The organism is Akkermansia muciniphila ATCC BAA-835, from assembly GCF_000020225.1.
Lineage (GTDB): Bacteria > Verrucomicrobiota > Verrucomicrobiia > Verrucomicrobiales > Akkermansiaceae > Akkermansia > Akkermansia muciniphila.
In genome coordinates this window covers 725,232-746,632 of sequence record NC_010655.1, presented here as the reverse complement: position 1 = coordinate 746,632, position 21,401 = coordinate 725,232, and the positions used below count along the sequence as shown (strand labels likewise).

Sequence of the window (21,401 nt, the reverse complement as noted above, 5' to 3'; positions counted from 1 at the left end):
TCCCCATAAAAGGCGGTTTTGTAAATGGCCGGATGTCAGAAAAATAAGGCCTTCCTCCGTATTTCTACTGATGCCTGCCTTGTAAAAGCCGTTTACCCTTTCCCAGGAGGCATCTCATTTTGGAGATGAACATCCGGCCGGGATCGTTTTGCTTCCGGAAATCCCTGATGTCATCTTTCCACGGAGATTTCTTCCAATACTTGTAGAACAATCCGTAATCCTGGCGAATGCTGTTGGGATGCCAGGGTTTGGGATGGCCCCAGTAGTGGATAATGCCCGGCCGCCTGGCGGCTTCCAGCAGGTCTGCCGGCTTTAGGGGATTATTCCTGAAGCTTGTCACGCCTTCCCAGCGAATGGACCAGATAGCCCCGTCGCAAATGTTCCACATGGGGTGAAGCAACAAGATACGCTGCTGATAGCATACATTCAAAATATCCTGATCCTGCCAGGAAAGGCGGTGAATATTGTTTTTCGCCCAGGATAAAACCTGGGATTCAAAACATTCTTCACGTATTCTTCCGATATGGTAAAGAATGACGCCGGCATTGATGTAAATGGAGTCCCGGCCCAGATTCATTTCTCTCTTCCAGCGTGAAAAAGACTCCTCGGATAAATCTTCCGTGGTGAAAACGCCGGCAATGAGGCAATCTCCGAATTCGGATTCATACATGGGGCTTATGTCCCTGTTGAAAATGGTATCAATATCCACGTAAAGGGCGCGTTCTACCGTGGCGGGAAGTTCCCCTGCGAGGCCAAGGCGGTAATACGTCGCCGCCGACCATTTGGAACCGACGGGGAAATCCGTATATTTATCCTTCATGTCAATGAAGTGCAAATGGAGATTGTAGCCCTGTTGCAGGGAATGGAAACGGGCCGTATTATCCCCGCTTAACCCGCCAGTCATGATGTAAATATCGGCATGAACGCCGGGCGGCAAATTCTCCATGAGGGACACAATGCTCACGCCCGTTCCCAGCGCGCCGTTATCGTCTGTAGCGTATACGATATTCATGAGCGTGAACGGACTGGATCTTGGTGTTTGCCCCCCATTCCGTTATTGGTTTGCAGCCGGAAAAACAGGGAGCGGCCCATCCTTTCCAGGCGGTCCAGCCATTTGCAGGAGAACATGGTTCTGTCCATGAGCGCGGAAAATGACTGTTCCATGCCTGCCCTTGCGGAACACGCTTTCATATAGGAGTCCAAAAACGGCCGGTTCAGGCATGGGTGCATGATTTTCCTGATCCTGCCCGTCAGGGAAATCCGCTCCTCTGCGTTGAGCGATAACAGTCTTTTGGGATGCAATTCCCTGATGACCAGATAATGGACGGCAAATTGCCATTTGGGATTTTTCATGGCTTCAAGCTCATTCAGCAGAGGCGCAATGAGCGAGTGGAGGGAGACATGCTGGTAATGCTCGTCATGCATGGCGGAAGAAGCTCTCTGCCTGTAGATGGAGGTGACGGAGCCTCCCAGCCCGATCAGGCCTGTCCCCCGCATGCACCGTGTCCAGTACAGGCCGTCTTCCCCATAGGGCATCGCTTCTTCCCAGGGGGGAAGCCGGGACGCAAGAGACGAATTCAGGATTACGCTGCTGGAATTCATGAAAAGCACTCCCCGTATCCCCAATCTCCGGATAGATTCGGGATAAGATGGAGGGCGCGGCGGGATGGCCTCCAGTTCATCCCTCATGTAGCGGTTGGCATAGGCCAATATCTCCGGATGACGGTTGAAAAAATCGGCTGCCAGCTCCAGATGCTCGGGATACCAGTAATCGTCTCCGTCCAGGAAAGCGATGTAAGCCCCCACGGCCTTCTTCATCCCTGCGTTTCGCGCTCGCGATACGCCGCCGTTAACTTGGGAAACCAGGCGAATTCTGGGGTCATGAAAAGATTGGATGATGGAAACAGTCTCATCGGAAGAACCGTCATCCACGATGATGATCTCAAAATCCTGAAATGTTTGAACCAGTACTGACTGAAGGGTGGCAGCAATATAATTCTCCAGATTATAGGCCGGGATAATAATGCTGAAGAACGGTTTCTGCATACAAGGGGAATGATGAACTGCTTCGTGAGTGGAACGGGAATCAGGATATGGAGGACATGATTCTGATGGGGCTGTAACCATTGCAACCGGTGAATGGCAGGGGACGAATCCATCGTTCCTCCCATGATTCATCAGTGCGCGAATGAACCTGTCATAGCGAATTCCAAATTCGATTGGGAAATTCCGGATTCAGCATGAATGAACAGAGAATTGTCCCAAGACCTCATGGAACCGGTGGGGTATGGAGGTATTCCGGCTAGGTCTGGTTCTAAGAGTTCTATGATTCTAAAAAATAATTGCTTATGAAAAAATGTGTATGTTGGGAGCAGTAAGGGAAAGCAGAATCTTTCGTCCTGTTTTCCCGGCTTCGGACTCCCTGCCCGCAAGGGGGAGATTCTTGATGACAAAACGTCCGCGCAACATAAGTTCCTTGGTATAAAAATCAACCCTTGACCCCGGATTTGGAATCCGGTATGAACGTGATGCCTTATTAATAAACAGAAAAGGACATGGTCCTCTTCATGTTTGACGCTTTCTTTTCCGTGCTTTTTCTTCATGAACCCTTCGGAACTCCCTTCCATCAGCATTATCCTGACCGGGCATAATGAGGAGAGCAGCATCAGGGATGCTATCCGGAGCGTATTCGGGCAGGATTATGAAGGGCCGGTGGAAATCATCCTTTCGGACGACGGCTCTTCCGACGGAACCTTCTCCGTCATGCAGGAAATGGCGGCTCAATACAGGGGGCCGTACCGGGTAATCTTAAACCGGAATGAAACGCCGCTGGGGCGCGGGCCTCATATCCGGCAGGCGGTTGGTCTGGCTTCCCATGAATGGATTCTCCGTCAGGATGGGGACGATTGTTCCTTCCCCTGGAGATGCAGGCTTTTTGCCTGGGCAGTGATGGAACGCCCGGATGCCGTGGCTGTGGTCAGCCAGATGACCAGCGTCTATGAGGAACCGGGCATTGCGTTTGAATTCCCGGCCTTTCCTGCTGCTCCGCGGGAAAGGCCGGCTGTTGTGCTTCAGGCGGGAGCTTTTTCTTCTTCCGCCCATTACGGAGGAAGCATGATGATCAGGAAGAGCGCCTGCGAATGGGGTAGCTCCCTGCGGATGACGGCCAGTTTTGAAGACGACTTGATGGGGTTCCACGCATGGCTTCAGGGCAACATTTATGAAATGCCGGGCATATCCTTATATTATTACCGGTTTGCGCTTAAAAATATTTGCGCTGTCAACAGCGCGTTCCGGTTTGCCGACATGCGGGCGGCGGCGGCCTTTGAAAAAAGGGAGCTGGAAATGAAAAGCCAGTTGAAAAAAAGCAAGGAGGCGGGGTTGGAACTGTGCGGGGAATTGCTGGAGGGCCTTGCTCCGGTTTTTCGCTCGCGGGAAGAACTGCTTGCCGAAATGGAGGAGAGGAGAAAAATCATAGACAGCATTGACCGGCAGCAGAATTGGTGGAGTTATCCCTTTCGGCGGAGATGGGCGTTGAGGCGGCCGGGATGGATGGGTATCGTCCACTGCCTGCCGCAAAAGCTGTATTTATTCTGCATGGTTTTCTTTTTCAAGCTCAGGAAAGTGAAACGGGCCGTTTGCGGTGCCCGGCAGGATTTGGAATAAGGGTAAGGAAACGCTTGAAGAAGGAGGGGAACTTTTGCTCGGACGGGTTCTCCCCGGTTCGGTGTTGTTTTTGATGGAGAGGGGGGCGGAAGATGGCTTCTCCGGCTCGAAAGAAGCCGGCGTGCGGACTGGGAAGGTGGCCTGTTCCGGCTGGGATTGACGGGAAAACAGCTGGAACCGTCATGAGGGAAGCCGGGAGGGGGAGCCGGAGTGATGATGCGTGGCGGGTTTTCTCCGGAAAAAGAAAAAGCGCCTTTCCAGAAAAAATGGAAAGGCGCGGTGACAGGTTCAAGGGGGAGATCCTGAATTAGTACACGTCCCGCTGGTAACGGCGGTGCTGTTTCATGTCCGCCACATATGCCGCGGCTTCCTCCGGAGTTTTATGGCCCCAGGTCTGGATGACTTCATGAAGGGCGTTGTCCACATCCTTCGCCATGCGGGAGGCGTCCCCGCAGACGTAGAAGCAGGCGCCGGCTTCCAGCCATTTCCAGAGCTCTTCGCCTTCCTGGACCATGAGGTGCTGCACATACACCTTCTTTTCCTGGTCTCGGGACCAGGCCACGGACAACTTCAGTTTGCCGGTGCCGGTCAACTGGTTCAGCTCGTCTTCATAACAGAAGTCGGTGGCCTTGTACGGATTGCCGAAGAACAGCCAGTTGCCGCCCTTGGCGCCGGAAGCGGCGCGTTCCTCCCAGAATGCCCGGAAAGGGGCGATGCCGGTGCCGGGGCCCACCATGATGATGGGGGTGTCCCCGTCTTCCGGAAGGCGGAAATTCTTGTTGGTATGTACGAATACCCTGGCCGTATGGCCCGGCTGGAGGCGGTCCGCCATATAGGTGGAGCAAACGCCGCCGCGCTTGCGGTCACGGGCCGTATAGCGTACCGCGCCCACGCACAGGTGAACCTGTTCGGGATGGGCGTTCGGGCTGGAGGCGATGGAATAAAGGCGCGGCATGATCTTTTTCAGGATGCCGACAAAAGCCTCCGCGGATTCGAAGGAAGCGGGGTATTCCGTGGCCAGATCCAGCACGTCCCGGCCCCACAGGAAATCGCTGAGGGCGTCCTTATCCCCGGCCAGAAGCGTGTCCAGCTCCTGGCTGCCGGAGGCGGCGGCCCACTTGGTCAGCAGGGCTTTGTTGACATTGGTAATGTCATAGCAGTGAACCAGGGCGTCTTTCAGGCTTGCGGTTTCCCCTTCGGGCGTGGGAACCTGGGAATCCGGGCTGAGGCCGAGCTTGTCAATCAGGGCGTCCGCCAGGGAGGGGTCATTGGCGGGAATGACGGCCAGGGCGTCCCCGGCAATATAATTCATCCCGGAACCGTCCAGGCTGTATTCAATGTGGATGGTTTCCTTGGGGCTGCCTTCCCCGGTGATATGCCTGACGGAGAGGACGGGAGCGGGAAACGGATTTTTTTTGCCGTATGGTTCAGTGGTCATGATGATGGAGGGGGGGTGAAAAAGAATATTACCAGCGGATAACGGCGGCGGACCAGGTAAGCCCGGCGCCGAATGTGACCAGGACGACGTTGTCTCCCTTGCCGAATCTGCCGGAACGGCGCGCTTCGTCAAAAGCGATGGCGACGGCGGCCGCGGACGTGTTGCCGTACTTCTCAATGTTCACGAACACCTTATCTTCAGGAATGGAAAGGCGCTGCGCTACGGCGTTAATGATGCGGAGATTGGCCTGGTGGGGAATAATCAGCTGGATATCGTCCGCCGTGAGGCCGGCGCGTTCAATGACGCTGGCGGCGGAAGCCTTCATGCGCGTGACGGCATGGCGGAAGGTCTCATTGCCGCGCATGGCCAGGGTAGCCAGGCGTTCATGGGCGTTTTCCGCTGTGGTGGGGCAGCGGGAGCCGCCGCCCGGAATCTGGAGCAGGTCATGCAGGGAGCCGTCCGAACCGATATCCGTGGCAAGGACGGAACCTTCTCCCTCTTCCCCTGTGGAAGCCTGGAGCACGGCTGCCCCGGCGCCGTCCCCGAACAGGACGCAGGTGCTGCGGTCCTCCCAGTTGACGACGGTGGAAAGTTTTTCAGCGGCGATGATGAGCGCCGTTTTCATCTGGCCGGTGCCGATGTACTGGACGGCGGTCTTCATGGCGAACAGGAAGCCGGAGCAGGCGGCGGAAATGTCAAAGGCGGCGGCATTCTTGGCGCCAAGGGCATCCTGGATATAGCAGGAAGTGGAAGGGGTGAACGTATCCGGCGTGATGGTGGCGACGATAATCAGGTCAATATCCTCCGGCTTCAGCCCGCAGGATTCCAGAGCGCGCTGGGCGGCCTTCGTCCCCATATGGGAAGTGTACTCGTCAGGGGCGGCGATGCGGCGTTCCACAATGCCCGTGCGTTCAATAATCCATTCGTGGGAAGTGTCCACCATCTTCTCCAGATCCGCATTGGTCAGGCGGCGTTCCGGAACATAGGAACCCGTACCGATAATCTTGACGGGCAGTCTTTTAAAGGGAATATCAGAATGTGCGGCCATAGCTTTGGGCGTATGATGAACAGAAAACGTCCTGACGTTTTATGTGGAAACAGTCTAAAAGAAAGAGGGCCTGATGACCAGCATAAAACGCAGGACTCCTTTCATGTCGTAAATGAATGGCTTACAACAGCCACCCCTGGCCGTTGGCGGGCGGCGCGGCTCCCATCTTGAGATAGGCGGAGGGCATCGCCACGCGCCCCCTGGGGGTGCGGCTGATATACCCCTGCATAATCAGGAAAGGCTCGTGCACGTCCTCCAGCGTGGAAGCGTCCTCCCCTACGGCCACCGCCAGGGAGGAAAGGCCCACCGGGCCGCCGTTGAACTTGTAAATCATCGCTTCCAGCAGGCGCTTGTCCATCTCGTCCAGGCCGTCGTCGTCAATCTCAATCATGGTCAGGGCATCGTGCGCCAACTGCTCCGTAATCACGCCGTCGCCGCGCACCTGGGCGTAATCCCGCACCCAGCGCAGCAGGGAATTGGCCACGCGGGGCGTGCCGCGGGAGCGCAGCGCGATCTGCAGGGCGCCCTCCGGGTCCACGGGCACGTTCAGCAGCCCCGCGGACCGTTCGATAATGGCGCACAGCTCCTCCCGCGTATAATAATCCAGCCGGTTCACCAGGCCGAAGCGGGAACGCAGCGGGCTGGTCAGCATCCCGGCGCGGGTGGTGGCCCCCACCAGGGTGAACTTGGGCAGGTTGAGCTGGATGGAGCGGGCGTTCGGCCCCTGGTCGATGATAATATCCAGCCGGAAATCCTCCATGGCCGGGTACAGATACTCCTCAATGGCCGGGTGCAGGCGGTGGATCTCGTCAATAAACAGAATATCCCCCTTTTCCAGATTGGTCAGCACGCCGGCCAGGTCTCCCGCCTTTTCAATCTGGGGGCCGGAAGTCGTATGAATGCGGCAGCCGACGGCATTCGCGATAATATTAGCAAGCGTCGTCTTCCCCAGGCCCGGCGGGCCGCTCAACAGGATATGGTCCAGCACGTCGTCGCGCTGTCTGGCGGCTTCCACCATCAGCATCAGGCGGTCCTTAATCTTTTCCTGGCCGCAGAACTCGCTGAAAGCGGGCGGTCTGAGGGACAAATCGAAGGCGGAGGAGGGGGCCTCCGTGGTGCGTGTGTAAAAGGACTCTCCCATGCGCAGGACTAGCAAACCCGTCTTTGGGGCATCCGTCAAGGGGGAAGTGCGGTCGGGAAACGCCTTTTCCGGGACATGCCGGAAGCCTTTGCCCTTTTTTGAGGACGGGAGGAATGCGGAGCCGCGGAAATGATGATACGCGGTGAAACGGCATGTTCCGCCTTCTCTTCTTACAGCATGGATTCCCATTCCTGCCGCGCCTTCCCGGAACTCTCGGAACCCTGGGCTTCCGGGATCCTTCAGTCTTCTCTTCCCGTCTCGCTCCTGAAACTTCTCAAACGGCTGCTGGTCAATCCTGGAGCCCGGACGGAAGCAAGCTTATCAATAGAGGTTTTTGCTTGAACCTTCCCCGATTACCCGGAAGCCGTAAAGGTGGAGAAAGAGAAAAATTCTTATTTGCCCCGTGGGAAAAACAGGGCAGGGAGGGCGAAAATCTGCCATGCCCTCATGGATAATTTTTGTGAACCACGGAAACCTGTTCCTTTCAAAACTTCTGAAAATACGCTTCGTTGCTGTTTATGCCCGTTGAAGATTTTCTCGCGCTGTCGGGGCACTTTTCATCCTCTTCGCGCAACCGCCGGAAACGTGAAAAAACTCGGGGAAAACGGGGAAATACCTTCCGGATGAAAAAAAGATTGCCAAACCTCTCTTCTGCCGTTATTCTATCCCTGCTTTCCTATCTAGCACAATCTCCAACGGGCAGGTGTCAGAGTGGTCGAATGAGCACGCCTGGAAAGTGTGTGTACCGCAAACCGGTACCGAGGGTTCGAATCCCTCCCTGTCCGCCATCAATTTTCTGCCGCAATATACTCGTGATGAGTATATTGCGGTTTTTTGTTTGCAAGGCTATAAGGAAGAAATGGGGAAATAAGTTGTTTTGTTTAGATTAATAAATATTCCATTTCTTAATTATATCATCCAAAATTTTCTTTTCTGAAGTAGAAGTGTAAATTGACCTTTCAAAAAGAACACCAAAATGCTGATCTTTATAAAAAGAAAAGAAAAAGAATCCTTTATCGAATTTTTGATCATGTTGATAAACATAAGAAAATATATGTTCCCCGTTATCATCTAAAAATGATCTTTTATCAGGATATTTCATCATTATATTGTATATTTCTGGATAATTATACAAGGGAAATACAACAAAGTCATAATTTTTATAATTATGTGAATCATACACTAAAAATCCTTTTGCTAGTCTGCTAAAAAAAGGAAGTATTTTTTCTGTGTAAGAAACTGTTATGTTGACCGCTTGTGAAAAAGAATCTTCCATTTGAAGAATCTCATATCCCCTGAAACCTCTTACTAGGTCTGCACAAAAATTAATTAGACTTTTTCCAATTTTAGGTTCGGATTTGTTGTTCCAAATCCAATCTCCTGCTTTTGAACGATAATTGCCACTAGAGAGCAAGAATCGGAATTCTTCATCAAGCCTAGCGTATGAGTTATTACATTTTCTACAACATAAAACAGTTGGTAAATTAACTTTTCGATCAAAATTTTCAGGAAAAAATCCTCTTGGTGGAATATGATCCACAGTTCTATTAGAAGAACCTCTAGATAGTTTCTTTCCACATAAATAACAAATTTGCTTATATCTCTTGTTCATCAACAATGATTTCAAGGAAAGATGAAACGTTAGAAAAATCAGTTATCTATTTCTTTTCGAGTTTTATTCAAATATGTTCTTATAATATTTAGTTTTTCAACAAAAAATTGTCACGAAATTCTGCTCGGTTAATAATTCATGACAATGGTAAATTTTTGATATAAAAATCTATCGTTATTTCAAATTTATTAATAAATTTAATTAATTCGTCAGATTGAATTCAATAGTTGCTGTGCGGAATCTCTTTATTTCTTGGTTTAAAAATTTGAGTTTTCAAATCTTTTGATACTTTGTAATAAATACATAAGGAAGTTAAAAGAGTCATGAAGTTTTTGTTCTTGAATAGTTGTATCCAAGGATTTGGTAGTAGCTTTCTTTATGGGAGAAAATATATCCTTGGATTTACTAATAAGCTCACTAAACCATCCACATATTTTCTAAATTTATAGGAATCATTTGAAATAAGAATATAATCTCTCAACATGTTCGTATTTAGTCTTTTTTGAATGATTATGCACATTTTATTATCTCGAGCTAAATCTTTTGAGAAACCTTATCTGTAATCTCTATAGTTAGTCTTTTTTACCAGTTTCAGATATATTTGATATTTAAAGGGAACCGTCGGGATTGCCGAATCACGTTACTCGCTTAGTTCGGTGATGTCGGTTTCGGGTTTCGGGTAGCCTTTGCCGGCAATCCACTTTTTCGTTTCCTCCACCATTTCAGGGGTGACGTTAAAGTCGTACTGGGCATAGTCGCCGATGTGGAATTTTCCGGGTTTGAAGAATCCCCATTTCTCAAAGAAGTCTGTCAGGTCGGTTTTTGTGACGTCACAGCATGCCTTGACGAATTCGAACTGGTATTTGACGGTGTCGTTCCCTCCGTAGTTTCCCGCGTTGTTGCGCAGGTACTCCATGACGTCAGGATAGAAGTCGGGGTGTCCGTTTTTGGTAAAGTAAAGATGGAGCTGCCACAGGGGAACCAGCTTATTGAAGACATCCTTAGATTGCAGGTAGGCGATTTCCCCTTCGATGATTTCCTTGCGCGCCTTGTCGTAGCTGCCCTGGCGCTTCAGGCGGCTTTCATTGCCTGTTTTGGCTGCGGCCTGCAGGGAAAAGATGTTGTTGCTGACTTCCGTCATGCCGCCCCAGGTCATCGGGCGCATTTGCATGACGTGTCCGACTTCGTGGGAGAATCCCCAGCAGGCATCGCCCTTGAGAACGTTTTCAGGGTCGGTTACCATGCGCATTGTCCCGTCGTTTCCGAGGTAGGCGACTCCGTCTCCGTCGCGGAACATGTAGTAGTTGAAGTTCACGCGGGCCAGGACGCGGTTTTCCGGGATTTTGCCGTATTTATCCAGGCCCATCAGCTGGTATTGGATGCCGATGAGCTTGTCGTAGGCGTTGATGAGTTCGGTTCCGCGGTCTTTGGTGAATTTTTTCAGGAATTCTACGGGGTAGGCAACCTGGATGTATTTTCCCCGGGCATCCATGATCGGAGAGACGGCCTGGTCAAGCAGGCGAACCCAGTCCTTGTTGGTGTCGCCCCGGGTGGTGTCAAAGTAGCCGTTGGCTTTGCCGGTTACGAAATGGACGGGGATTTTCGGCGCCTTGCCGGCGTCTTCGGTGAAATAGCTGATATAGGCGTTGGCGGGCGTTTCCACGTCAATGATGTTGATTCCTTCCTTGAGCGGAATCTGCTTTTTATGCAATCCCCAGCCGTTGGGGTCTTTTGTGGGCTGCACTCCTTCGGCCGGCTTGCGCATCAGGTTCGGCAGAAGGAGGCTGATTTCCTGCCCCTCCGTCTTGCCGACCAGGACGACATGCCTCCCCTTTTCCAGATAGACGCCCGTCATGTTGTCGTATTTGCTGAATCCGTCGCCGATTCTGAGATTTTTCCCCGTCTGGCGCGGTGAGGGGAGGGCCCGGTATTCGGCATACAGGTAGTCCGGCTTGTAATGGCCTGCCAGGATTTTGGTCGCGAGTTCCTTCATCGCGTCAGACTGGAAGGCGGAGGTGTTTTTCACATCCGGCTTCAGGGAGGTGCAGGAGGAGTCTTTGAACAGTTTGAGGTCGTTGCCGATGTGTTCCGGCGTATTAGCGGCAAATACCGCTGCGAGCGACAGCAGGGGAAGGGATAGTAATGGAAGGATTCGGTTCATGACAGTACGGGAAGCAGGTGATTCTGTGATGTTACAAGATACAGGTTCCGTTTTCTTCTTCTTTCACTATTTTTCTCTTGATGAATAAATAGGCAGGTAGTTCGTCAGAAGAGAGGCCGGGCGGTTGATGTGTGGAATGGCTTTGGCGGTGCGGCAGGGATTTTTCAGACGATTTCGCGTTTCCGGATATTTTCCCCGGTTCCGGCGGGCGCTTTTCCGGGGATCCGTATTCGGATGGGCACGTTTCTTGCTGGTTTGAATTTTGGGCCGAAGCCTTCCGGGCTGCCCGGCGGCGGTATCGCGTTCCTGCCGCGCGTTCCTCTTTAGTGTTCCTTTTTCTCTGGTCTTGGCGCACATGCATGACATGGTTGTTGTGCGGCAGGGGAAAATGGAATAAGGTGAAGAGGATGATGAATTCCGTATTCAAGTGTTTGATGAGTGCCGTATGCGCCGTGGCATTGCCGGCGTTCGGGCAGGAAGAGAAAACCGGTTTCCCTACGGACAGGGCTGTGACCGTATTCAGCGCCGGGGAGGGTAATCCCTATGCGTCCATCCGTATTCCCGCCCTGCTCAGTATCGGCAAGGGCCAGCTTCTGGCATTCGCCGAAGGACGGTACAAAAATACCGACCAGGGGGAGAACGATATTATCATGAGCGTCAGCAAGAATGGCGGGAAGACCTGGTCCCGTCCCCGGGCGATAGCCAAGGCCCATGGCGCCACGTTCAATAATCCGTGCCCCGTTTATGATGCCAAAACCAGGACCGTGACTGTCGTATTCCAGCGTTACCCTGCCGGGGTCAAGGAGCGGCAGCCCAATATCCCGGACGGATGGGATGATGAAAAGTGCATCCGCAATTTCATGATTCAGAGCAGGAACGGAGGTTCTTCCTGGACGAAGCCGCAGGAGATCACGAAGACGACCAAGCGTCCTTCCGGAGTGGATATTATGGCGTCCGGCCCGAATGCGGGAACCCAGCTGAAGAGCGGCGCCCACAAGGGCCGCCTGGTGATTCCGATGAATGAAGGGCCGTTCGGCAAATGGGTGATTTCCTGCATTTACAGCGATGACGGCGGCAAGAGCTGGAAGCTGGGCCAGCCGACTGCCAATATGAAGGGCATGGTGAACGAGACGTCCATTGCGGAAACGGATAACGGCGGCGTTGTGATGGTTGCGCGCCATTGGGGCGCAGGCAATTGCCGCCGTATTGCGTGGTCCCAGGATGGCGGGGAGACCTGGGGACAGGTGGAGGACGCTCCGGAGCTGTTTTGCGACAGTACCCAGAATTCCCTGATGACGTATTCCCTGAGCGACCAGCCTGCCTATGGCGGCAAAAGCCGCATTCTGTTTTCCGGGCCCAGTGCGGGCCGGCGCATTAAGGGACAGGTGGCCATGAGCTATGACAACGGCAAGACCTGGCCGGTGAAGAAATTGCTGGGCGAGGGCGGTTTTGCCTATTCCAGCCTTGCCATGGTGGAACCCGGCATCGTTGGGGTGCTTTATGAGGAGAACCAGGAGCATATTAAAAAGCTGAAGTTTGTTCCCATTACCATGGAATGGCTGACGGACGGAGAAGACACAGGGCTGGCTCCCGGCAAAAAAGCTCCTGTTCTCAAGTAGAGGAAAGCCGGCTAATACGTTTTTCCCTTCCGGAGGTGTCTCCGGGAGGGGGAGATTGAATGCTTTCCTCCGTAGCGGAGCGTTATGGAAGAAGGCAGATCAGGCCTTATTACTTGATGGATTCAAAGGCAGGAGGGGGGGAATTCAACGTACTGATGGATTGGCCGGGGCATAACTCCGGGAGGATGAGGCTATTGGAGATACGGCGATGTTCCAGCAGGGCTTCAATCATCCGGATAAGCCTGCGCGTCGTTTTTTCTGCAGGGGAGCGGTAGGAGGTAATGGGGGGAGTGACATGGTTCAGGTAAGGTTCATGAACCAGGCTGAGCAGGCTTATTTCCTCCGGGATGCTTTTAGCCATGGTGGCCGCCCAGGAGATGATGGATATCAGCATTCTGCTCCGGGTAGAAATTAAGGCGGTGATACCCGTATCCGCCAGGTCAATTCGGTTGAGTTCCTGGGCTGCCTTAATGGCATCCGACGGCATGCGGATGACATAGGGGGTATAATGTTCCCCCTGGAAGGAGAGGAACCCCTGTTCCATGAGCCTGTTGCCTCTCAGCTTGGAATCCGGTATGCAGAGCGCGATCCGACGGTGTCCTTTCTGGTACAGGTAGCCGGCCGCGTGACCGGCCAGCACTTCCCAATGCGTATCCAGATACGGCAGATTGGAGGAAGGGTAGGAAACTCCCCGGACCAGGCAGGGGATGCTTTTCCGCTTAAACCACAGTTGTACTTCTTCCGTGGTACGGTAGAGTATCCAGCAGGAGCCGGGATGTTCTGTTTCCAGTTTTTCCAGCCGCATGTCCGGATTGTTTTTTTCTGCCCATGTGGCTTCAACCAGCTGAAGCGCCATACCTTCGATTCGCAACGCTTTTTCCAGTTGGTAAAGTTCCACCCAAATGCTTTGGGGGATGTCCCGGATAGGAACGGAGGAGAGGAAGCAAACGCGTTTTTCCAGCAGGGGCAGAGGCTGCACAGGGCTTGTAGAAGTCCTGATGATTTTCCTGGCCCTGTTTTTATCCGGAGCCGCTATGAAGCCCTCTTCCTGCAGCTGCGCGAGGGCTTTCCGGATGGTTCCCCTGCCGGCGGCGAGCGCTTTGCTTAGTTCCCGTTCTCCGGGCATGGCGTTTATGAATTGCCCGGACCGGAGGCGGTGCTTTAATTTGGCAACGGTTCTTGACTGGGCCGTTTCCCCAGGCTGTGTATCCATGGGGGAATCATACTTTCTGGTTACTTCTGATGGCAAGCGGTCTTGCCGGTTGTGTTTTTTCCGTTCCGCGTTTTTCGGGAGCATGGAGGAATATGATGTTCAGGGACGTTTCAGAAGGCGATTAACGGAGTCCGGCTCATTGGGGTCAAAAACGGTTTCTCCCGCTCCTGTGTCATTTTTGATCTTGGGGTGATTGTTCCCCGCATATTGTTTGACCATCTTGTCCGTATCGCTGATTTTAAATCTGACGGAGAGGATGTATGGCAATTCCCCTTTGTCAAAGTGTCCGTAGGTAGTGCATACCAGGGTATGGTCCGGCAATAGTTCGGCGGCCGGGTAGGCGCAGTCCCAACCGTTGCGGTTGTCCTTAAAACGGATTTTATATGAGCCTTCCGTGCCGTTTTTCAGGTCTTCCCACCGGCCTATCCATGCTACCCAGTCTCCTTCCGTCGGGCTGGCGGCCTGCCCTTTCTTCCTGGTCGGGGGAGCATCCCTGAATTGAACCAGAAGCCTTCCGTCAGGCAGGGGAAGAATCTGGTGGCGGTCTCCGCACAGGGCTGCCGGCAGTTCTTTGGGGGGAGTCCATGTTTTACCTTCATCTTCGGAAAACATGATCTGGGAGTTATGGTGCCTGCTGTTTTCCCGTAACAGCAGCGCGATTGTTTTTCCGTCCGGGCTGCGGACAAAACCTCCCTCACACAGGTGCATGTCCCTTGTCCCTGGGAAAATGACCTGGGGGGAGGTCCAGGTCAGCCCACCGTCTTCCGTAAAGGTGACATATTGTTCAATGGTGTGAAACTCTCCATGTCCGTCTTTGCCCCGGGCATTGGCATGGTAGGAGGCCATATAATGCCCTTTTCCCGTTTTTAGAGGAATCAGGTCACTCATGACAACAATGCCTCCGACCTGGTTGGGAATGGGGGTCAGCTCGGACCATGTTGTTCCGTTGTCTTCACTGACCGCCATCCGGTTTCTGGGGGCTGTGTTTCTGTTTCCCCCCTGAATGCCGCTGAAAAGCAGAATGCGGCGCTTGCCCCGGGAGTCTTCCGTTTCATATAGTGTGGGTACTTCCCTGCTGGTTTTCCATGATTCTGGAACCGGCAGCCTTTCGCTCCATGTTTTGCCTCCGTCCGTGGATTTCTTCAGGATGATTTCCCCGGAGCCGTGCCCTTTAGGATAAACGCACAGAATGGTTTTTCCGTCTTTCAGCAATAGCGTCGTTGGATGTCCCAGGTATTTTCCTTTTTCCTTGTCGACTACTACCTGGGCTTCTGTCCATTGATCCAGATCAACGATCGGGAGGCCGCTCCGGATGAACGCTGTGGAAGGGGAATGGGCCGGTACGGTGGCCTGCGCCGGAAGGTATGATGCCAGGAGCAACGCTGCCAGGGATGATAGGTGCAGATTCATGGGAAATGGATGTTGTAATTAAAGTGTGGGAGATTTGCGGCGTCTGAAGGGCAGAAGCGCCATGCCAAACGTAAGCAGCAATGCGCTTGCCGGTTCCGGTACGGCCTGTGTATGGATTTGAAGACCTGTGGGAACCATGTTATCGTTACGGGCAATAAAGTCCTTTTGCCAATTGGAGCCGACTAAAGCGAGCTGGTTGACAGACGGCCCCGTTCCGGCTGCGTTATCCATGGAATTGTCGATACGCCGGGAACCGTTGATGGAGAAGAAATCGTTGTCCCAGCAGTCTCCTATGCTGATGGCGGACAGATCCGTTTCAGTAAACATGGCGTAATAAGTAGTGCCTGTGTTTAAAATTGGCCCGTTGGTAAAAGTCCATGTTCCGGAAACATAGTTTCCAGTAGAAATGGTATTGTCCGATTTGCCGATAATGGTTTGGATACCGCCTGAATGTTGCACGATGAGCAGGCCTGTTCCGTTCTTTCTGGCCTCTCTCAAATTGAAATCAATGGACGTTAGACGTACTTCTGCATCCATTGGCTGGGAATGCGGCGTGCTGGTCGTGATAAGCCTTGACCCTGCTTCTCCCAGGCAGAAAGACCATCCGGTGCACAGGTACTGGGATGTGGGGGAGAGATCGGGGGTGGCGCTTGTCCATGTAGTAGCCGCGATTCCCGTGGAAGCCATGCTTCCGGTCAGAATGATGGCGGTAAGTGAATAATGAATAGCCATAACGGAACCAATATCACAGGGCGGAGGCTTCCGGCTCAAGGATATTCGAGAAGGCTTGAAATAAGACCGTTTTTTAATTAAAAAGAACAGGTATGTGACTTATGGTAAATATGTTTTTGTAGATTTCATGTTTGAAAGAACCATTTTTCCGAAGCCGGTGAAACAGTGTGTATCCCATTTTATACGGGTTCATAAAAAATTATTGCCTTGATCGGAAACGCCGGGCAGATATTCTGCAGGGCATCCGTTGCCCTTGGAGCTTTTTCCGTTTGGGAAGGCCGGTGAGCGGAAGGTGATTCCCCGTTTCGATATATGTCCTGGATTTATCTGGTGTTGGCCGGTCTCTGCGAGATCGGATGGCCTCTGGGTTTCAAACTTTCTCAAACGCCCGGCACTGGGCCCGGCAAATTCGCCGCCTGTATCGCCTGCTCCGTTTTCAGCATGGTTCTGAGCGGTTTTCTTTTGTGGCTTGCCCAGCGGAACATCCCCATCGGCACCGCTTATGCGGTATGGACCGGCATTGGCGCGTTGGGCACGTTCCTGGTTGGTATTCTGTGGTTCGGGGATTCTTCCAATATCTGGCGCATGCTGGCGGCATCCTTCCTGCTGATAGGCATTATCGGGCTGAAGTTGGCCCCCGGGCATTGATGCGGTCTTCGGCATCCTTGCCGGGTTCCGGGAAAAGCCGTCTCCGCAACTTTCCGGATAGGAGGTCTCAGTAGTGGGGGATGGCTTTTTCCCACACGGTTCCGCAGGCGTCGGAAGGCATGCGCCAGTCCCCGCGCGGGGAAAGGGAAATGGTGCCCACCTTGGGGCCGTCCGGCATGCAGCTGCGCTTGAATTGCTGACGGAAGAAACGGCGGATGAAGATGCCGAGGCAGCGGCGGATGAAGTCCGGCTGAAATTCGCCGCGGAAGGCATGTTCCGCCAGGTGCAGGATTTTATCCGGTTCCGCACCGTATTTAATGAAGTGGAAGAGGAAAAAGTCGTGCAGGTCGTAAGGCCCAAGCACATCTTCCGTTTTCTGCTCAATGGTGCCGTCGTCCGACGGCGGCAGGAGTTCCGGGCTGACGGGAGTGTTGTTGATGTCCGCGAGGGTGGCTGCCAGTTCCGGGGATGATTCTTCCGCGATGTGTTCAATGAGGCAGCGTATCAGCGTTTTCGGAATGGAGCAGTTGACCGCGTACATGGACATGTGGTCCCCATTGTAGGTGCTCCATCCCAGGGCAATTTCCGACAAGTCCCCTGTTCCCACGACCAGCCCCCCGGTTTTATTGGCCAAATCCATCAGAATTTGCGTGCGTTCGCGGGCCTGGACGTTTTCATAAGTGGTGGTTCGTTCGGCAGGATCGTGCCCGATGTCGGCGAAGTGCCGGAGGCAGCATTCCGAGATGGGGATTTCACGAAGTTCCACGCCCAGAAGGCGGCACATGGTTACGGCATTGTCATGGGTTCTGTCCGTGGTGCCGAAACCGGGCATTGTCACGGCCAGAATGTCCGAGGCAGGGCGCTTCAGCGCACGGCAGGCGCGGGAGCAGATGAGCAGAGCCAGCGTGGAGTCCAGCCCGCCGGAGATGCCGATGACGAGCCGTTGCGCGCGGGTATGTTCCATTCTTTTGGCCAGACCTGCCGTTTGGATGGAGATGATTTCTTCACACCGTTCCCGGCGGCGGGACGGAGAAGGCAGAAAGGGCAGTGCCGGGTTGAAAGCGTATTCCAGGCCGGGCGCTCCGGGAACCTGTTCCGGCAGGGCCAGATGCAGGGCATTCCCGGCAGGGAAAAGGGATTTGCTGTCATTGAAGGAGCTTTCAGAGAGGCGCGCCGCCTCCAGCCGTTCAAAATCCACGTCCGCAAAGATGAGGGTGCTTTCCCTGCAGAACCGTTCCCCCTCCGCTGCTGGCCTGCCGTTGTCCGCAATGAGGGAATGGCCGCCGAATACGGTGTCTGTGGTGGATTCATGCACACCTGCGGAGGAAAGGACATAGGCGCAGAGGCATCTGCCGCTCTGCTGTCTGACCAGTTCCCTCCTGTATGCGGCCTTACCGGTGAGTTCCGTTCCTGCGGAAGGGTTGAGAATGGCTCTGGCACCCAGAAGAGCCAGTTTGGAACTGGGAGGAATGACGCTCCACAGGTCTTCACATATTTCCACGCCAAAACTGAAGGGAGACGATTCTTCATGAAAAACGATTTCCGTCCCGAACGGGATATGCACCCCATTGACTGTGACTTCCTTCACTCCTGTACCCAATTCCCTGCCGGAGGTGAATTGCCGCTTTTCGTAGAATTCCCGGTAGTTGGGGAGCACGGTTTTGGGCACCAGAGCCAGAATGCGGCCGGACTGCACTACCGCCGCCGTATTATACAGAGCGTCTTCATGAAGGAAGGGCAGGCCCACCACGGCAATCGTGCCGGAGCCTTCCGTGGCTTCCGTAAAGCGGAGCAGGCCGTTCAGGGCTGCTTTCCTCAGGTTCGGCTGGAAGAAAAGGTCTCCGCAGGAATAGCCCGTAATGCACAGTTCCGGGAAAACGACGGCCGCCGCCTGCTGTTCTGCGGCTTTCCGGAATCCCTCCGTAAGTTGGTCGACATTGTAGTCCACTTCAGCCACGCGGAGCTGGGGGACGGCGGAGGCAAGTCTGTAATATCCGAACATGGGCGGCGCAGTCTGAAAAATGGAACCCGCAGATGTTCGTTTTTCCCGTAGTCAGGACACAATCCGGGAAAGGCGGGCCTGAGCCGGATACTAAAAGTTCATGAAGGACTTGTAAAGCCATCTGTAGGGACTGCTCCGTCCATGTTGCCGGGAAATGGGCAAGGAACGCAATCTTTCCCGCATGCCTTTCTGCATGACGGTCACCGGGCAAATCCGTTTTTTCCCGGGCTCCCGCAGCATGGCGGCTTTTCTTGAGCCGGGTACGGCATTGAGGCTGGAACAGCGGGAGAAAAGGAGTAAACCATATCCTGAAAACTAATGAATAATACTGACCGATTTACTGGAAAAGCCCGGGCTTATGCCCAGGGCAGACCCGATTATCCCTCCTCCGTTGTTGGGCTTCTGACGCGGGAGAGCCGCCGGGAGAATCCCCGTCTGGCGGATATAGGTTCCGGAACGGGCATTCTTTCCCGCGCCATGCTGGAGCGCGGCTGGACCGTGTATGGCGTGGAGCCCAATGATGACATGCGGAAGGAAGCGGAGAAACGGCTGTCCGCTTTTCCCCGTTTTCATTCCGTGGCGGGAACGGCGGAGCGGACCGGGCTTCCCGGATCTTCGGTGGATCTGGTGACGGCGGCGCAGTCATTCCACTGGTTTGACGCCGCCGCGTTCAAGAGGGAATGCCGCCGTATTCTGTCCGGAGGAGGCAAGGTCGCACTGATTTGGAACTCCAGGGTGGAAGACAGTCCCGTTGTCCGGGAAGAAGGAAATATCCACCGTCTTTACTGTCCGTGTTTTTATGGATTCAGCGGAGGGCTGGCGAAGTTGACGGACAGCATTGGAGCGTTTTTCAACCACCGTTTCCAGATATTCCGCTTTCCAAATGATTTGTCCTACACGCGGGAGCAGTATCTCCGCCGCATGATGTCCACCTCCTATGCCTTGACGGAGGGCGGAGAAGAGCGGTCCTCCTGGCTGGACGCCCTGGAAAAGCTGTTTGACCGGTTTGAAACGGAGGGGCGCGTTACGGTTCCGAATGAAACTGTGGTGTATCTGGGGAAGTGCTGAGGATGCGGCGTTCATGCATGGCCTCCGGAAAAGGAAAGGCCTCTTTTCGGTTCAGGAACTGAAGATGATGACGGCAAGGACGGCAATGATTGCCAGAACGACAACGATGGCGGTAATATAGCCGGGTTTGTGGGCATCAAGAGTCCACTCCTTTTTGAGATGGGAAAGATCCTCCCCTGCCGCATAGCGTGAAAAAAGGTCATGGAGCCGGGAGTAGTCCAGGTCTTTGGGCGTCATGTAAAGCTCCCTGTCCTTTCCGCCGGCAAACGAAATTTCGCAATGGTAATTTTCCGGACTATTGCAGGTGGCCTGGAGGAATTCGTCACCACGGCTGCAGATAATGAAAGCTTCCGTGTTATTTTTAATGCCGGACAGGGCTTGATCCCGCGTTTCACAGGGCTCTCCGGAAAGTTCCCAAACGATGGAGGGGGCGGAATGAAGGCTCATGGAATAAAAAATCAGAAAAATATAGTAGAGAATTATTTTTTCTGCCACCAGTAAAAACTTTCCTTTCTTCTTCCTGGGCGGAAAGTGTTCCCTGGCGCAACACTCCGGAGAGCGCTGGGAGCGCTTGCGGGTTGGGGCATTCAATGGCTGTTTTCCGCTTATCATTCCGGTTTTGTATGGGTTCTTTCTGCCGGGGCGTTCCCTTCGCATTTCTTTGCCTATGCCGTGTCCGCCCCTTTGGAAAAAACATCCCAGGACTTCAGGAATGGCTTTTTCCTCCCGCTATTTTTGCTTTATTTAGTCAATCCTGCTGTGGTATAGTGTTTTATTAGCATGATGCAGCAGTCTTTTTACCAAGATACTGTTCTGGCTTCCGGATTGTATGGAGACCAGATTCAGGGGGGGCGCGATAATCAGCAGGATACCTTTTCCATTCTGGCTGAAGAGGATGCCCTGCTACTGGTTCTGGCGGACGGCATGGGAGGGTACACTGGCGGAGAACTGGCCAGTCGCGCGGCTGTAGAAGGTTTTTCCCGGGCTTTTGAGCGGGAATCCGTCTCGCCCGGAGAAAAAATGAAGGCTGCATTAGCCGCCGCAAATGAACAGGTGCTCGCTGTCCGGAAAAAAGAAGGAAAGGATGAGGAAATGGGAACGACGCTGGTAGCGGCCTGGATAGGGAGGGAAGGATTGCGCTGGGTCAGCGTGGGGGATTCCCTCCTGCTTCTTATTAGGAAAGAAAAAATGTTTCTGCTTAATGAATTGCATCAGTATTCCGAGGAATTGGACCGTATGGCGGATGAAGGAGTCATCAGCCGGGATGAGGCTTTGAACCATCCTTCCCGGCATTTTTTGACCTCTGCCCTGATGGGGAGGGAAATTTTTTTGGTGAATTTGCAGGAGGAATGCTTCCCTCTGGTTCCGGGAGACCGTCTTCTGGTTGCCAGTGACGGGGTAGAATCTTATCTGAATTCCATGGGGCCGGCACGGATACGGTATTTGTCCATGCTTTCCGCGGAGGAACTGGTGCGTTCCGTGTTGGATGGCATCAGCCGCGGCGGCGATCCCAACCAGGATAACGCTACACTGATTTGTGTGGAGATACCAGGGGCTTGATCTGCATTAGTGCGGCAAGGAGGTAATTTGCGGACAGGCGATTTTTGAGATTCACATCCTCCGTCTGCCGGACGATGAATAAA

17 protein-coding genes and 1 tRNA gene are annotated in these 21,401 nt (G+C 53.4%); 6 read left to right on the top strand and 12 right to left on the bottom strand.

The features are described from left to right. Positions 1-64: 64 nt before the first annotated feature. Positions 65-1,012, bottom strand: a complete 948-nt coding sequence (locus tag AMUC_RS03460; protein ID WP_012419686.1) for a glycosyltransferase family 8 protein — start codon at positions 1,010-1,012, stop codon at positions 65-67. Next, complete coding sequence (locus tag AMUC_RS11830; RefSeq protein ID WP_012419685.1) at positions 1,009-2,046, bottom strand: glycosyltransferase family 2 protein; 1,038 nt, start codon at positions 2,044-2,046, stop codon at positions 1,009-1,011. Before AMUC_RS11830 ends, AMUC_RS03460 begins: the two co-directional genes overlap by 4 nt. A gap of 555 nt (positions 2,047-2,601) precedes the next feature. Between AMUC_RS11830 and AMUC_RS11825 the strand changes: the two genes are divergently transcribed. Then, positions 2,602-3,666, top strand: coding sequence for a glycosyltransferase family A protein (locus AMUC_RS11825; RefSeq protein WP_012419684.1), 1,065 nt, complete (start codon positions 2,602-2,604; stop codon positions 3,664-3,666). A gap of 307 nt (positions 3,667-3,973) precedes the next feature. On the opposite strand, the gene AMUC_RS03435 is transcribed toward AMUC_RS11825, so the two are convergent. The 3 genes from AMUC_RS03435 to ruvB form a co-directional block, all read right to left on the bottom strand. Next, on the bottom strand, positions 3,974-5,104 hold the full coding sequence (locus AMUC_RS03435) for a sulfite reductase subunit alpha (RefSeq protein WP_012419683.1): 1,131 nt from the start codon (positions 5,102-5,104) through the stop codon (positions 3,974-3,976). A 28-nt stretch (positions 5,105-5,132) separates the two neighbouring features. Beyond that, positions 5,133-6,152 (bottom strand): beta-ketoacyl-ACP synthase III, encoded by a 1,020-nt coding sequence (locus AMUC_RS03430; protein WP_012419682.1) that lies wholly within the window; start codon positions 6,150-6,152, stop codon positions 5,133-5,135. Between the two features lie 121 nt (positions 6,153-6,273). Further along, entirely contained in the window at positions 6,274-7,293 is a 1,020-nt protein-coding gene (gene ruvB, locus AMUC_RS03425) for a Holliday junction branch migration DNA helicase RuvB (RefSeq protein WP_012419681.1), read from the bottom strand. 697 nt (positions 7,294-7,990) lie between these two features. Here ruvB and AMUC_RS03420 point away from each other — a divergent pair. Further along, positions 7,991-8,081: transfer RNA gene (locus tag AMUC_RS03420), tRNA-Ser, on the top strand. Positions 8,082-8,179: 98 nt separating this feature from the next. Here the strand turns inward: AMUC_RS03420 and AMUC_RS12510 are convergent. Together AMUC_RS12510 and AMUC_RS03405 are read right to left on the bottom strand one after the other, a co-directional pair. After that, the gene (locus AMUC_RS12510; RefSeq protein WP_012419680.1) at positions 8,180-8,905 is read right to left on the bottom strand and encodes an HNH endonuclease; all 726 of its coding nucleotides are present in this window, start codon (positions 8,903-8,905) and stop codon (positions 8,180-8,182) included. A 640-nt stretch (positions 8,906-9,545) separates the two neighbouring features. Beyond that, a complete protein-coding gene (locus tag AMUC_RS03405; RefSeq protein WP_012419679.1) occupies positions 9,546-11,066 on the bottom strand; it encodes a M60 family metallopeptidase in 1,521 nt (506 codons plus the stop codon). Positions 11,067-11,473: 407 nt separating this feature from the next. On the opposite strand from AMUC_RS03405, the gene AMUC_RS03395 reads away from it, so the two are divergent. Then, a complete protein-coding gene (locus tag AMUC_RS03395) occupies positions 11,474-12,685 on the top strand; it encodes a sialidase family protein (RefSeq protein WP_042447674.1) in 1,212 nt (403 codons plus the stop codon). A 109-nt stretch (positions 12,686-12,794) separates the two neighbouring features. Here the strand turns inward: AMUC_RS03395 and AMUC_RS03390 are convergent, their stop codons facing one another. From AMUC_RS03390 to AMUC_RS03380, 3 genes are all read right to left on the bottom strand, one after another. Continuing rightward, positions 12,795-13,898 carry a substrate-binding domain-containing protein gene (locus AMUC_RS03390; protein WP_167525136.1) on the bottom strand — a complete coding sequence of 368 codons (1,104 nt, stop codon included), beginning with the start codon at positions 13,896-13,898 and terminating at the stop codon, positions 12,795-12,797. Positions 13,899-13,997: 99 nt separating this feature from the next. Next, complete coding sequence (locus AMUC_RS03385) at positions 13,998-15,308, bottom strand: sialidase family protein (protein WP_012419675.1); 1,311 nt, start codon at positions 15,306-15,308, stop codon at positions 13,998-14,000. A gap of 18 nt (positions 15,309-15,326) precedes the next feature. After that, entirely contained in the window at positions 15,327-16,040 is a 714-nt protein-coding gene (locus AMUC_RS03380) for a PEP-CTERM sorting domain-containing protein (RefSeq protein WP_012419674.1), read from the bottom strand. 312 nt (positions 16,041-16,352) lie between these two features. Here AMUC_RS03380 and AMUC_RS03375 point away from each other — a divergent pair, with 312 nt between their 5' ends. Continuing rightward, positions 16,353-16,688, top strand: coding sequence for a DMT family transporter (locus AMUC_RS03375; protein ID WP_012419673.1), 336 nt, complete (start codon positions 16,353-16,355; stop codon positions 16,686-16,688). Positions 16,689-16,755: 67 nt separating this feature from the next. On the opposite strand, the gene AMUC_RS03370 is transcribed toward AMUC_RS03375, so the two are convergent. Next, on the bottom strand, positions 16,756-18,690 hold the full coding sequence (locus AMUC_RS03370; RefSeq protein WP_012419672.1) for an NAD(+) synthase: 1,935 nt from the start codon (positions 18,688-18,690) through the stop codon (positions 16,756-16,758). Positions 18,691-19,008: 318 nt separating this feature from the next. Between AMUC_RS03370 and AMUC_RS03365 the strand changes: the two genes are divergently transcribed. Beyond that, positions 19,009-19,758, top strand: a complete 750-nt coding sequence (locus AMUC_RS03365) for a class I SAM-dependent methyltransferase (protein WP_012419670.1) — start codon at positions 19,009-19,011, stop codon at positions 19,756-19,758. Between the two features lie 51 nt (positions 19,759-19,809). Here AMUC_RS03365 and AMUC_RS03360 read toward each other — a convergent pair whose 3' ends face one another. Beyond that, on the bottom strand, positions 19,810-20,205 hold the full coding sequence (locus AMUC_RS03360; RefSeq protein WP_143245834.1) for a hypothetical protein: 396 nt from the start codon (positions 20,203-20,205) through the stop codon (positions 19,810-19,812). A 333-nt stretch (positions 20,206-20,538) separates the two neighbouring features. On the opposite strand from AMUC_RS03360, the gene AMUC_RS03355 reads away from it, so the two are divergent. Beyond that, on the top strand, positions 20,539-21,318 hold the full coding sequence (locus tag AMUC_RS03355; protein WP_012419668.1) for a PP2C family protein-serine/threonine phosphatase: 780 nt from the start codon (positions 20,539-20,541) through the stop codon (positions 21,316-21,318). Positions 21,319-21,401 lie beyond the last annotated feature (83 nt).